Origin of the sequence: Nitrospira sp. CR1.1 (assembly GCA_014055465.1) — a bacterium.
In the GTDB taxonomy this organism is placed as follows: Bacteria; Nitrospirota; Nitrospiria; order Nitrospirales; family Nitrospiraceae; genus Nitrospira_A.
In genome coordinates this window covers 44701-57104 of the sequence record WIAF01000002.1, presented here as the reverse complement: position 1 = coordinate 57104, position 12404 = coordinate 44701, and the positions used below count along the sequence as shown (strand labels likewise).

Annotated in this window: 13 protein-coding genes; 8 read left to right on the top strand and 5 right to left on the bottom strand. The window is 59.7% G+C overall.

Annotation, left to right across the window (positions count from 1 at the left end):
* Position 1 precedes the first annotated feature (1 nt).
* The 4 genes from GDA65_04860 (at position 2) to GDA65_04845 (ending at position 3922) form a co-directional block, all read left to right on the top strand.
* A complete protein-coding gene (locus tag GDA65_04860; GenBank protein MBA5862020.1) occupies positions 2-1987 on the top strand; it encodes a glycogen debranching protein in 1986 nt (661 codons plus the stop codon).
* Positions 1988-2127: 140 nt separating this feature from the next.
* Positions 2128-2634: a hypothetical protein gene (locus GDA65_04855; GenBank protein MBA5862019.1), complete on the top strand. Its 507-nt coding sequence runs from the start codon at positions 2128-2130 to the stop codon at positions 2632-2634.
* Between the two features lie 275 nt (positions 2635-2909).
* Positions 2910-3458, top strand: a complete 549-nt coding sequence (locus tag GDA65_04850; GenBank protein MBA5862018.1) for a heme-binding protein — start codon at positions 2910-2912, stop codon at positions 3456-3458.
* The gene (locus GDA65_04845) at positions 3455-3922 is read left to right on the top strand and encodes a hypothetical protein (GenBank protein ID MBA5862017.1); all 468 of its coding nucleotides are present in this window, start codon (positions 3455-3457) and stop codon (positions 3920-3922) included. Before GDA65_04850 ends, GDA65_04845 begins: the two co-directional genes overlap by 4 nt.
* 8 nt (positions 3923-3930) lie before the next feature.
* Here the strand turns inward: GDA65_04845 and GDA65_04840 are convergent, their stop codons facing one another.
* The gene (locus GDA65_04840; protein ID MBA5862016.1) at positions 3931-4830 is read right to left on the bottom strand and encodes an NAD-binding protein; all 900 of its coding nucleotides are present in this window, start codon (positions 4828-4830) and stop codon (positions 3931-3933) included.
* Positions 4831-4956: 126 nt separating this feature from the next.
* On the opposite strand from GDA65_04840, the gene GDA65_04835 reads away from it, so the two are divergent.
* A complete protein-coding gene (locus GDA65_04835; GenBank protein ID MBA5862015.1) occupies positions 4957-5178 on the top strand; it encodes a DUF3565 domain-containing protein in 222 nt (73 codons plus the stop codon).
* A 75-nt stretch (positions 5179-5253) separates the two neighbouring features.
* On the opposite strand, the gene GDA65_04830 is transcribed toward GDA65_04835, so the two are convergent.
* From GDA65_04830 to GDA65_04820, 3 genes are all read right to left on the bottom strand, one after another.
* Positions 5254-6069, bottom strand: coding sequence for a hypothetical protein (locus GDA65_04830; GenBank protein ID MBA5862014.1), 816 nt, complete (start codon positions 6067-6069; stop codon positions 5254-5256).
* Between the two features lie 174 nt (positions 6070-6243).
* Positions 6244-7341 (bottom strand): dipeptide epimerase, encoded by a 1098-nt coding sequence (locus tag GDA65_04825; GenBank protein ID MBA5862013.1) that lies wholly within the window; start codon positions 7339-7341, stop codon positions 6244-6246.
* Between the two features lie 29 nt (positions 7342-7370).
* Positions 7371-8015, bottom strand: coding sequence for a molybdopterin-dependent oxidoreductase (locus GDA65_04820; GenBank protein MBA5862012.1), 645 nt, complete (start codon positions 8013-8015; stop codon positions 7371-7373).
* A gap of 800 nt (positions 8016-8815) precedes the next feature.
* Between GDA65_04820 and GDA65_04815 the strand changes: the two genes are divergently transcribed.
* From GDA65_04815 to GDA65_04805, 3 genes are all read left to right on the top strand, one after another.
* Positions 8816-9532 carry a TVP38/TMEM64 family protein gene (locus GDA65_04815; GenBank protein MBA5862011.1) on the top strand — a complete coding sequence of 239 codons (717 nt, stop codon included), beginning with the start codon at positions 8816-8818 and terminating at the stop codon, positions 9530-9532.
* A gap of 63 nt (positions 9533-9595) precedes the next feature.
* A complete protein-coding gene (locus GDA65_04810; protein ID MBA5862010.1) occupies positions 9596-11149 on the top strand; it encodes an FAD-containing oxidoreductase in 1554 nt (517 codons plus the stop codon).
* Positions 11150-11156: 7 nt separating this feature from the next.
* Complete coding sequence (locus GDA65_04805; protein MBA5862009.1) at positions 11157-11894, top strand: DUF3047 domain-containing protein; 738 nt, start codon at positions 11157-11159, stop codon at positions 11892-11894.
* An 88-nt stretch (positions 11895-11982) separates the two neighbouring features.
* Here GDA65_04805 and GDA65_04800 read toward each other — a convergent pair whose 3' ends face one another.
* On the bottom strand, positions 11983-12390 hold the full coding sequence (locus tag GDA65_04800; protein MBA5862008.1) for a hypothetical protein: 408 nt from the start codon (positions 12388-12390) through the stop codon (positions 11983-11985).
* Positions 12391-12404: the final 14 nt, after the last annotated feature.

The following is a 12404-nucleotide window of genomic DNA, read 5'->3' as shown; positions in this document are numbered from 1 at the left end:
GATGACCATCGATTCGAGACGTTGCCAGGATCTGGAGCGGGCGTTGAGTCTGGAGTGGCTGGAGACGAACGGCCGCGGGGGATACGCGTCGGGTACGGTCGCCGGCGCCAATACGCGACGCTACCATGCATTGCTATTGGTCGCGAGACACCCGCCGGTCGACCGTGTCGTGCTCGTGAACCACGTTGAGGAATTCGTGGAAAGCGGCGGGCGCACCATCCCATTGTCGACCAATCTGTATAGCGGCGTTGTGCACCCGGAAGGGTATCAGTATTGCGAAGAGTTTTCCGGCGATCCCTGGCCGACTTGGCGTTACGCCGGTCATGGCATTCGCCTGGTGCGTGAACTGTTGTGCCCCCTGGGGCGCGATCTGGTGATTCTGCGCTGGCGTTTGCTGGGTGAGCTCTCATCCCCGTTGGTATTGCGGGTCAGGCCGATGCTGTCGGGACGCGATTTTCATGCGACGCAGAGAGAAAATGCCGGCGTACGGAGCGAGGCGACGACAACAGAACATGAGGTCATCTGGCATCCCTATGAAGGATTGCCGGCCGTGCGGGCGTTGCATAATGGGCAGTACCATCACGGACCGGATTGGTATCGCCAGGTCCACTATCCTGTTGAGCGGGAACGGGGACTCGAGCATACCGAGGATTGGTGGTCGCCGGGTGAATGTGTATTCACTCTCACGCCCGGCACCGCGGCGGAACTCGTCTTCACCAGCGAGGCGTTGCCGTCCTACGATGTGACGCAAGCGATCGAGGACGAGCGTCTCCGCCGCGACGGGGTAGTAAAATCCATCCCCGGTGGCGATGTGTTGATGCGCCGGCTGTGGGCAGCGACGGGCGCCTATCTCGTGCGGCGGGGGGCGCGGCAGACGGTGGTGGCCGGGTATCCCTGGTTTGCCGATTGGGGGCGGGACACATTTATCGCGTTGCCGGGGCTGTGTCTGGTGACAGGGCGTTACGACGTGGCGCGGCAGGTGATCGAGGCGTTCGCGTCCTACGTTTCGCAGGGCATGGTGCCGAACCGCTTCCCCGATATCGGCGAACAGCCAGAATACAATACGATCGACGCCTCGTTGTGGTTCGTTCACGCCGTGGATCGCTATCTGCACTACAGCCGCGATCTGGCCGGGGTCCGCGCGGTCGCCTGGCCGGCCATCAAACAGATTCTTGACGGGTATCGCCACGGCACGCGGTTCGGGATTCGCATGGACCAGGATGGCATGATCACCGGCGGGGTGGACGGTGTCCAACTGACCTGGATGGACGTCAAGATCGGGGATTGGGTCGTCACGCCGCGGCATGGCAAACCGGTGGAGGTGCAGGCCTTATGGGTGCGGGCGTTGGCCGTGGCCGCTTCACTGGCAGACCAGTTCGGCGAGACCGCTTATGCGGAGCACTGCCGGCAGGATCGCGCACGCGCGACCGCCTCGTTTCGTGAGCGCTTCTGGTACCGGACAGGGGGATACTTACTTGATGTCGTGGACGGGCCGACCGGGGACGATGCCTCTCTTCGCCCCAACCAGATTTTCGCCCTGGCTTTGGATGACCAGTTGGTGACTGACTCGCAGGCAAAACAGATTTTGCAGTTGATGAAAGAGCGCCTGCTCACACCGGTGGGGTTGCGCACACTCGCCCCGGAGGATATTCGATTCTGCTCATCCTATGAAGACGGCGTGGCCGCGCGGGACGGCGCGTACCATCAAGGAACGGTGTGGCCCTTTCTCCTGGGTCCGTTCGTGACGGCCTGGGTGAAGACCTATGGCGACAGCGCGGCCGTGCGGCATGACGCGCGAATATTTCTCGACGGACTGTCCGGACACCTGGAAGACGCTTGCCTGGGGCAGGTGTCGGAGATTTTCGATGGGCAGCTTCCGCACTGCCCTCGTGGCTGTTTTGCAGAGGCCTGGTCGGTGGCCGAGCCGTTGCGAGCGCTGATCGAAGATATCGGGGTGATCCGAGAGGGTGCGCCGTTTCCATCCTGATTGATTCGTTCTGTCGCCTCGCCATCGACGACGATTTGTCGTCATCGTTTCGACGCTCGTGTCAGATGCTTCACCCGGATTCGCAAATTCCTCCCTGAAATTCTTGACAGTGTCGGAACCGATCCGGTAAGGATACGTGCATGGTCTCTTCCTCCGGGACAAAATCGTTGCTGCTGTTGACCGTCGGAATGTTCCTGGCCGGCTGTCAATTGTTCGATTCGTCGTCGCGCGCGGCCGCGCCGCGGTCGCCTTCCGTGATGTCAATGTGGGAATTGTATCGGCATTGCCAATCGAGCGGTGATGTCGAAACGGTGTTGTCTGCTGCGAAACAACTGCAACAATCTGCGGATACCCACGTTGTGCCCGCTCCGGACGTTCCGAAGAGCCTGGATCGATTCGTCACCAGACAACCGGTTCGCACCACCGTTGATCCCAAAGCCCTGGCGGCTTCGTGCACCCTGCAAGCAGCCCGGACGAGCCTGAGCGCCGGGCGTGAGCAGGAAGCGAAACAGCTCCTCTATGCCGTCGTGTTGAGTTATCCGGAAAGCGACTACACCTTTTATGTCGCGCAGGCGAAAGTGTGGATCGAGGAGTTGCATCGTCCCGGCTCTTCAGATGCAGTGATCCACCCCATTTCCACCCGTTAAAGAGCCATCGACCTCGTCCGCAAGAATTGTGCTTTGTCGGCGTCTACGCGTCTAATGACGGGATCGATGCCGCACGCAATTCCCTTCCTCTCCTCGCGCTATCCACCACGAGCAGTTGCCACCGGCAGCGAAGTTGCGCGTTATTCCTGGCCCGTTACGCTCCGTGCCGAGCCTGTTGAAGAGAACCCGAGTATTGACAGAGCGGTGTGATGACCGTAGGCTGCGCGCGCAGTGCGGGTTGCTCACTGCTGACGAACAGAGAATGGAGGCTGATGATGGTGAAGAGAATACACGTGTCTGGACGATTGGTGGGATGTGCCGGTCTCCTCGCCGCAGGACTCCTGGCCGCCGGATGGCTTGGGGCAGCGCATGCAGCGGATGAGTTGCCGAAAGAATCGGTTTTGCCGGCGGCTCTGGCCGGGAAGGCCGCTCAGGCGGCGCTCGAGGCCTGCAAGAAGGATGGCTATCGGGTCAGCGCATCGGTGGTGGATCGAGCCGGCGTGCTGCGTGCCATGTTGCGGGCTGATGGCGCCGGTCCCCACACCGTCGATAGCAGCAGGAAAAAAGCTTACACGGCAGCCAGTTTGCGGCGGGCGACGAGCGAGTTGGCGGACATGATTGCCAAGCAACCGGCGTTGCAAGCGCTGCGTGACATGAACGAGAGCATTCTGATGGTTGGCGGCGGTTTGCCCATTGAAATCGCTGGTGAAGTGGTGGGCGCGATCGGGGTCGGCGGCGCGCCGGGGACTCATTTGGATGATGCCTGCGCCGAGGCCGGTCTTGATGCCATCGGGGCGGCGTCGAAGATGCCTGCCGCCAAATGAATTTCGTGCAGGGGGGACGAGGACCGGCCTGGATGGTCATGGGGCTGGTTGTTGTCCTGACGGCCTGTAATAGCGATCGTCCGGAGCCCGCTGAGGTCGATCTGCCCTCAGCGGGACTTCGCGTGCAGGTGACGCGTGTCGCCACGCATCCGTTTTTGTCCCGTTACCGATTAATCCTTCAGGTGGAAGGCTTTCGCGGTTGTACCGGTACAGCCGAGTTGTTTCCAGATACGGGGTATGCCGGCCGGCGCAATGTGTACGAGCAGGCGTCGGGTGCGATCACTCTGCTAGGGCAGTACGATGCCCGTGTGATTGATCGAACGGGCTGTACGATTCGCCTGGTGGAGTTTCAGTCGTTGGCGGGTCCGTCGAAGTTTTTGGGGGCGTTTGATGTGGATGCGCAGAAACGGTGGCAGTTTATCCCCGCATCAATCAGGGCCGAGCGGCCGTTCGAAACGCACTAACCGGATCGTCAGGAAGTCAGACGGTCTTTGAACGTCAGTTCTGCGACTGCGGACTTATCCAATTCGCCTTTTCCCAGGGTCACCAGCCGCCGGTACTGATCATACGTGGCTTTCGCAACGGGGAGATTCAGACCGGCCTCTTCGGCCAGACTGCAGGCGATGCCTGAATCTTTGGCGGCATGGGCTGCCGAAAAATAGCAGTCATGCGCGCGTTGCTGCATATCTTCGCCGTCGGTCTCCAGGACGCGGGAGTTGGCGCCAGTCTGAGAAAACACGTCGCGTAGCATAGTGAGGTCCAACCCCAGGGCTGATGCCAGCCCAAGGCCCTCCGCTAGGGCTGCGGTGTTGGCGTTCATGACCATATTCACCAACGCTTTCACCTTCGCGGCGTCACCTGCCGGTCCGATATAACGCAGATGCGCGCTCAGGTCCTTGAGTAACGGGGTTGCGCGCTCGAATACCTCCCGTCGTCCGCCGCACATGAGATACAGCGTGCCTTGGCGCGCCTGGGGAATGCTGCTCGCCATACAGGCCTCGAGGCTGCGGCCGCCCTCTTCCTCCACCAGGTTGTGGACTTCTGTTTGGAGAGCGGGAGAAAGGGTTGCGCAATTGATAAAGAGCCGGTTTGCCGCATGCCGCAGTAAGCTGTCTGGTTTGCCGGGTGCATAGATGTGGCGCATGGCTGCGTCATCCGGCACCACGGTCAATACCGTGTTTGCCAGTTCAGCGACCTCTGCCGGAGTTGCGGCGGCGATGCAGCCGACTTCTTTGGAGAGCGTCTCCGCGCGTGAGGATTCGGTATCGTACACGGCGACAATGTGATACTTGAGGTCATGGAGGCGGCGAGCCATGTTGGCCCCCATGCGTCCTACCCCGACGATGCCGATGCGAAATGCTGACTGTGCCATCCGCGCCCTCCCGGAAAACATGGTACTCTGATTGGCGTGGAAGTGTACCACAGTCCATTCCAGCCCAGGTATCGTGACACCAACAGATGTGTCCATGGGCGCTCGGATACTCACGAGGGGGGTGAGATGCAACAATCGATTATCGGGTATCACCAGGATGAGGAGGGGCATTGGGTGGCCGACCTTCGCTGCGGGCACGGCCAGCATGTGCGCCATCAACCGCCGATGACAAGTCGTCCATGGGTGCTGACGGAAGAGGGGCGGCAGGTGTTTCTCGGCACGGAGTTAAATTGTAAGAAGTGCGAAGAGGGTGGAGATGGGCTTATTCCGTCCGGGGCCTCTTCGTAAGGGCCCCGGAGGGAAACCGGGTTACGTGTGGAGAGACAGCTGTCAAACGGCGGCGAGGGCGAGCCGATCCCTGTCTTAGGCCCAGAGCCAATCGATTAGAGATGAAAACCATCCTGTCACGCTGGAGAACCACGATTCATCCTGGGGGGCTGCTGCAGGGGACGGACGAGGGGCCGGTGGGGTAACGGAGCCAGTCGTTGCCTGGCTCACCTGTGCAGGCGCGTTCGGAGTGGCGGGTGCTGCGACCGCCGGTGGGGATGGGGGAGTCGCTGGAACTGGCGCGGCGCTCATTGCTGGCGCAGGAGGCGCTTGTGACGGGGCGGCCGCCGAAGTCGGCGGCGTTGAGGATGTGTCAGGCTGGGATGGTTGCGGTGTGATCACGGCAACCACGTGCGGCTCCTGTGGAACGGTGTCGACGGGAGTCACCTGTGCTTCCGGTCCAGGTCGCTGTGTTGCCATCGTCCGTTCGCGCAGCGTGGTGATCGCCTCCAACCGCTTCTCGATTTGTTTGGTTGCGCTGATTTCCTTCATCATGGCCTGGTGCCTGGCACGCAACGCTGCAATGTTGTGCTCAAGCAGTGCCAGTTTGGCCTGGTTGGCCTTGTGGATCTGGTCGTAGGAGGCGTGAATCTTTTTCAGCTCGTCCTTCAGGTTGGCGAGCGCTCGTTCGTCGCGCTGATTCGCGAGATGAGCCGCATCTCGTTCTTGTTCCAGGCTATGGATATCGGTCTGAGTCTGAGCCAGCTCACCGGCCCGCGTTTTCACTTCATGCCTGGCCGTGTCATAGGTGTGCTGCGAGACGCAGCCGCCCAGCGTCAGTGCCGCGCCTCCCACCATCCAGCAGAGCGTGAAGACAGATGCGAATCGTGGGCATGGGGTCATTGATTGCATGGGACGTTCCTCCCGGATACGTACGGTAACGATAGGTGCGAAAGGTGCTCCACTCTTCGGAGCCACGGTGCCTCAGGCTAATTTTTCAGAAAAGTGGAAAAACGGCAAAATATTTCCGGAAACCTGCAGAGGACTCTCGGGAGAGACTGACGCGTCGGCGAGAGGGGCTGCCGGTTATTGAATCGAGATACAGTCGGGAGGAACGGGCATCTGCATATTGAGTCCCGCCTCATGCCAGGGCTGGAGTCGCGGGCCATGGTAACGATACCCGCCGGTGATGGGATCAGTGGAAAGGAGGAGTGGCGTGTCAAGGTCCAGCACGTCGAAGTCGCCGAGCCCCAGTACAAGGCTGAACGAGCATCCCATCGCGACGCGGGTTTCGAGCATGCCTCCGATCATGAGTCGCAGGCCGGCTGAGCGGGTGAAGGCCGCAATGCGCCGTGCTTCTATCACGCCGGTTTTCATGATCTTGATGTTGATATAGTCCGCAGCCTGCATCCCGACCACCCGGCGGGCATCATCCAGGGATCGGACGGATTCGTCAGCCGCCACGGGAATGCCTGTCAGATGCCGGATCGCCTGGAGCCCCTCGAGGTCGTCTCGAATTACCGGTTGTTCAAGAAGGACCAGCCGCCCTCCGAACTCTTTCACCCCGCCGGCAAAACGGATGCAGTCTTCTCGGGAAAAGCCCTGATTGCCGTCACCGATGAAGCCGATTGCCGGAAGTGCGTCATGTACGGCCTGTAAGCGGAGAATATCTTCCTCCACATCGGTTCCGACTTTCATCTTGAACAGGCGGAAGCCGTGGGCATACCAGCCGCGCGCGAGAGCAAGCGTTTTATCCAGATTGCAGATCGGAATGGTGATGTCGGTGTCTCGTTCCCGGACGTCGGCCTGTCCCCAGAGTTGCCAGAGCGGGATGCCCTGAGTCCGGCAATAGGCATCGAGGAGAGCCGTTTCCAGCCCGCATCGAGCGGCGGGAGAGTGCGGAGCCTGTTCATTCAGGCGGTCTGCGAGGCGTTCGTAGTCGGCGGCGGATTGTCCCACCATGCCGGCGGCCAATTCCATGGCGGCCGTGAGGCAGGAGGTCCGGTCTTCGCCTCCCACTTCGGGAAACGGCGCGGCTTCTCCGATGCCCTGAGTCCCATCATGCAAGGTCACTCGCATGAAGAGGTTTTGCGCCGTCACACGCGCGCCGGTGGCCACGACGAAGGGATCAGTGATCGGAATATCCACCGGCCAGATCTCGATGCGCTGTATGAGGTGGGACATCACCGGGCGTCGTGCCTGCAGATGGAGGCTCATCCGTAGCGATCATTTTTCCAGGGAAAGGCGGTATTGGAATATCCACGCACTTCCCAGAAGCCCTTCTCGTCGTGGTCGGCGAAGGTGATCTCCTTGATCCATTTGGCGCCTTTCCAGGCGTATCGTTTCGGGATAATCATGCGAACAGGACCCCCGTGTTCCTTCGAGAGCGGCCGGCCGTTCCATTTATAGGTGAGCAAGACGTCGTCATCCAGGCAGGCATCGAGCGGTAAATTGGTGGTGTAGTCGTCATAGGATTTGAACAGCACAAACCGGGCGGAAGGAAGCGGTTGGACGACGGCCGTCAAGTGCTTGAAGCTGACCCCTTCCCATTCATTATCGTAACGACTCCAGGAGGTCACGCAATGAAAGTCCGATTTATCTTTGAACTGGGGCTGCGCAAGAAAATCCGTCCAGGTCCAGGTGATCGGCGCTGCGACTGCGCCTCCAATCGTGAGACTCCATTCGGCAAGGGGGATGTCCGGTTTTTGGCCGAGGTCGAGTACCGGCCACGTTTCAACCAGGTGTTGACCTGGGGGAAGCCGATCGTCCCCTTCATAAAACACCTCCCGCTCTTCACCGCCGCGCCGGGCCTTGGCCCAGTTCTCCTTGGTCTTAATCAACCGTTCATTCTGATCCATCCCGGCCTCCCTGGTCACAGAGTAGGACAAGAGGCCCTGTTCTGACAAGGGTGGATCGACGCAATCTGAACAGGACGGTTGCGGGCTATTTGTGGCGGTGTGAGATAAAACGCTGATGATTGTGTGCTGGAACGGTTAGTCGGAGGAACAGGAGCAAAATTGCGCAGAAGGTGGGCCAGAGAGGAGGCGAAGACGTCTGAAATTCCCCAAGGCAGGACTGCTAGGAGGACGTCAAACGTGCAGTCTGGTCTCGCGTTCACACCAGCGTTGCGGGCGCATCAAGGTTCCCAGTGCGGCAATGGCGCAAATCGTGGCCAGTAACACGAAGCTTGCGATGAGGAAGAATCCACCTTTCATGTCGTGCATCGAGAGCGGTCCCATGACGTCACCCCCTCCATATGACCTAAGTGTACCACTTCACTCCGTGCGCCAGCCGCAGCCGCAATGCCATGATTCTTCAGGCGATTTTTTCTTCAGTCGGCAATGGCAGTGAGGACAGGGGCGCATCCACACGTGCAAAGCGGTTTCGTAAGCGGGGTGCGAGGCACGAGTCTGCTGTGGAACCGAATGTGTCGTCGGCATGGCAACGTCCAAGATTTCACTGATCGCGTACATGTCGACATTACCTCCACTCGCACCCTGGCTTCAAGAGTTCTTTCGGAGGTTGCATCCCCGCACTTGAGTGCATAGGCGGGCCGGGTAGGGGAGAACTGGGGCGAGGGCAGGGCCGATCAAGGCGCGCCGCGATTGACACAGGCGCCGGCAGACACGATGATACCGCCGGGGAGCATGGAAACACGATGAATACTTCTGTAGATTCTTGTCCGGCCAAGGCACGTGTGGGGGGCGGCAGACTCCTGTTGGGGATCCTGGTAGCCTGTGCGGTGGCGGGGTTTGTCTATTTCGATCTCGGTCGCTACCTGTCCCTGGAGGCGCTGAAGGCCAATCGTGATCAGCTGCTTGCGTTCACGGAGGCCAACTATTCGACGGCTGTTGCCATGTATGTGTTGGCCTATTGCACGGTCGTCGGGCTTTCGTTGCCGGGTGGTGCGATCATGACCCTGGCCGGCGGATTTCTCTTCGGTAGCATGCTGGGCACGTTGTATGTGAATGTCGGCGCGACCGTAGGGGCGACCCTGGCGTTTCTGGTTGCGCGCTATCTGCTCCGAGATTGGGTTGAGCAGCAATTCGGGAGCCGATTGGGTGCCATTCAAGATGGGTTTGCTCGGAATGCGTTCAGCTATCTGCTGACTCTGCGGTTGATTCCTCTGTTCCCGTTTTTTTTGGTTAATATGGTGTCGGGCCTGACCCGGGTCAACGTCGGAACCTATGTGGCGGCAACTTCCCTCGGTATCATTCCCGGAAGTTTTGTGTTTGCCTATGCGGGACGCCAACTGGGCACGATTAATTCGCTCAAGGAAATCGTGTCCCCCAACGTGTTGACGGCGTTTACCCTATTGGGGCTGCTGGCGCTGGTACCTATCCTGTACAAGCGGTTCACGGGTACATCGAACTGAACAGACTGAGGCCCAGCGCGACAGGCCTCGCGGACAGAAAGAAAGGTCGTGCGCATGACCGTGATGACCGCTGAGAGTCAGCATCTCGTTCTGCCGGATGACGAGCACAATCGGAAACTGGTGGGCAATGTGCATCCATCCAATTGGGTGAATCCCGAACCGGATGGCCGATACAACATCGTCGTGGTCGGGGCTGGAACGGCAGGATTAGTCACGGCGGTGATCGCCGCGGGGGTAGGCGCAAAGGTGGCGCTCATCGAGCGGCATTTAATGGGTGGAGATTGTCTCAATGTCGGTTGTGTGCCGTCCAAGGGCATAATTCGCGCCGCCAATGTCTGGGCGCAGGTGCGCGAGGCGTCGGTATTCGGAGCTCGGATTCCAGGCGGGGTGAGTTATGACTTTGGCGCGGCGATGGCCAGGATGAGACAGTTGCGGGCAAGAATCAGCCATCTGGATTCCGCGCAGCGGTACAAATCCCTGGGAGTGGACGTCTATATCGGTCAGGCCCGTTTTGCCGGCGAAGAGACCGTGATGGTGGAAGGCTCGGCAGGCAACCGGACCCTGAGCTTCGTCAAGGCGGCGATATGTACCGGTGCAAAGGCCTCAGCGCCTTCCATCCCGGGCTTGGAAGTGGCGGGATATCTCACGAATGAAACGGTTTTTTCGCTCACCACGCTGCCGGCACGAGTCGGAGTGATCGGGGCGGGCCCGATCGGATGTGAACTCGCGCAGGCCTTCGCGCGTTTCGGAAGTCGAGTGTCACTCATCGAGGCGATGCACGGCATCCTGCCGAATGAGGATCGCGACGCCGCGGAACTGGTGCGCCAGTCGATGGTTCGTGACGGCGTGGCCCTGCTCTGTTGCGGGAAGGATCTCAACGTTGACAAAGTTGCCGACGGCAAGCGGCTGGTTGTCGATTCTCACGGTCGGCACTATGATTTGACGGTCGATGAGATCCTGGTAGGGGTGGGCCGCGCGCCCAACGTGCACGGGTTGGGGTTGGAGACCATCGGCGTCGAATACGATAAGACGGGCGTCAAGGTGAACGATCGCCTGCAGACGACGAACCCGCGTATCTATGCCGCCGGTGATATTTGTTCGCGCGACAAGTTTACCCATGCCGCCGATGCGATGGCGCAGATCGTCATTCAGAACGCCCTGTTTCCACATCCGTTCGGTTTGGGATATGCGAGTGTGAATTCGCTCATCATGCCCTGGTGCACCTTTACCGCACCGGAAATCGCCCACGTCGGTCTCTATGAAGCAGAGGCGGCAAAGCGGGGACTAAAGGTCGAAACCTATACCTACGCGTTCGACGAAGTTGATCGAGCCATCCTGGACGGTGATGAAGAAGGGTTTGCCCGCATTCATATCCAAGAGGGCACTGATAGGATTCTCGGCGCGACCATTGTGGGGGCGCACGCCGGTGACTTGATCAGCGAGGTGTCTGTGGCGATGAAGGCGGGGGCCGGCGCCAAGACGATCGCTTCGACGATCCATCCCTATCCGACCCGTGCGGAAATCATCAAGAAAGCCATCAATCTCTGGCGCAAAGCTCATTTCACCCCGCGAACAAAATCAGTGCTGACCAGATTGTTCGCCTGGCTGAGGCGATGAACGAGTGATGAGGCCTATCGGTCCGATTCTGTGTCTCGCGTTCGTGGGCGCAACGGGAATGGGGTTGGCCCAGGAACCAGCGCGGCTGGCAGTGGGAACGTTTTCCGCAGCAACAGCCGGGCCCGCGTTGCCGGATGGCTGGCGCCTGCTCACGTTTAAGAAGATTGAGCGGCATACGCAGTATGAAGTCGTCACAGACCAGTCGGTGGCCGTCGTCAAGGCGGTAAGCGAGGCGAGCGCTTCGGGGTTGACCAAGGCCGTGACGATCGACCCGCGTGAATATCCGATTGTCCGCTGGCGTTGGAAGATCGAGAATATGTTGCAGAAGAGCGACGTGAACCGGAAGGAAGGCGATGACTATCCGGCGCGGCTGTACATTACCTTTGCGTATGAGCCGGATAAGGTGAGTTTCGGGAAGAAACTGAAATATAAAGCCGGCCAGGCGCTATTCGGCGACATTCCAATTGCCGCGCTGAACTATATCTGGGACAGCAAGAGCCCTATAGGTACGGTGGTGGATAATGCGTTCACGAGTTTTGCCAAGATGATTGTCGTGGAGAGCGGGGCTCGACGAGTCGGTTCCTGGGTCGAGGAAGAGCGGAACGTCTACGAGGACTATCGATCAGCTTTTGGCGAGGAACCGCCGGCCATCAACGGCATTGCGATCATGACTGATACGGATAATACGAAAGAGCGTGCCGTGGCGTATTACGGTGATATCGAGTTTGTGCGGGCTCCAAGATAATGGTCGCAAATGTAAATGTGTGAACGAGGATGGAGAGGCTGACCTATACAGGGTCGGCCTCTCCGGAACGCCAGCGAGCTGAAGCGGGTTACTGGATAGAATTGGCGAAGCCGCCGTGAGTAATCTCGGCCCGAATGGTGTCGCCGACCTTTTTGTTGCCCCGGAGGTGCTTGGTTCCCTGTCCGACATGTACCTTCATTTGGCTGCCATCGTAGTCTTCGACGATGTATGTCTCGCCGTGAATTTCTTTGACGGTGCCGCCCACGGTCTTCCATGCGACTCCGGGTTTGGAGTCATGTTGCCCGGGTTTCGGAGCCGGGGGTTGCTCCGGGAGCGATCCCAACAGTGAGGAGGCCGCGGCTGCCGAGGTGATGGTCGCATGGCTCGAATGTTTGCCGGACTTGTCCTTTGCCGATGCCGGAGCTACGACAACCGCGAGGGTGGCGAGAGTGGCTGTTGCGATGGTGAGTATCGAGTGCTGGAACGTGCTGGTCATAATAGTCCTCCCTG

Excerpts from the sequence above, each read along its gene's own strand:
- GDA65_04860 (MBA5862020.1), top strand. The coding sequence starts at position 2 with ATGACCATCGATTCGAGACGTTGCCAGGATCTGGAGCGGGCGTTGAGT.
- GDA65_04855 (MBA5862019.1), top strand. The coding sequence starts at position 2,128 with ATGGTCTCTTCCTCCGGGACAAAATCGTTGCTGCTGTTGACCGTCGGA.
- GDA65_04850 (MBA5862018.1), top strand. The coding sequence starts at position 2,910 with ATGGTGAAGAGAATACACGTGTCTGGACGATTGGTGGGATGTGCCGGT.
- GDA65_04845 (MBA5862017.1), top strand. The coding sequence starts at position 3,455 with ATGAATTTCGTGCAGGGGGGACGAGGACCGGCCTGGATGGTCATGGGG.
- GDA65_04840 (MBA5862016.1), bottom strand. The coding sequence starts at position 4,830 with ATGGCACAGTCAGCATTTCGCATCGGCATCGTCGGGGTAGGACGCATG.
- GDA65_04835 (MBA5862015.1), top strand. The coding sequence starts at position 4,957 with ATGCAACAATCGATTATCGGGTATCACCAGGATGAGGAGGGGCATTGG.
- GDA65_04830 (MBA5862014.1), bottom strand. The coding sequence starts at position 6,069 with ATGCAATCAATGACCCCATGCCCACGATTCGCATCTGTCTTCACGCTC.
- GDA65_04825 (MBA5862013.1), bottom strand. The coding sequence starts at position 7,341 with ATGTCCCACCTCATACAGCGCATCGAGATCTGGCCGGTGGATATTCCG.
- GDA65_04820 (MBA5862012.1), bottom strand. The coding sequence starts at position 8,015 with ATGGATCAGAATGAACGGTTGATTAAGACCAAGGAGAACTGGGCCAAG.
- GDA65_04815 (MBA5862011.1), top strand. The coding sequence starts at position 8,816 with ATGAATACTTCTGTAGATTCTTGTCCGGCCAAGGCACGTGTGGGGGGC.
- GDA65_04810 (MBA5862010.1), top strand. The coding sequence starts at position 9,596 with ATGACCGCTGAGAGTCAGCATCTCGTTCTGCCGGATGACGAGCACAAT.
- GDA65_04805 (MBA5862009.1), top strand. The coding sequence starts at position 11,157 with ATGAGGCCTATCGGTCCGATTCTGTGTCTCGCGTTCGTGGGCGCAACG.
- GDA65_04800 (MBA5862008.1), bottom strand. The coding sequence starts at position 12,390 with ATGACCAGCACGTTCCAGCACTCGATACTCACCATCGCAACAGCCACT.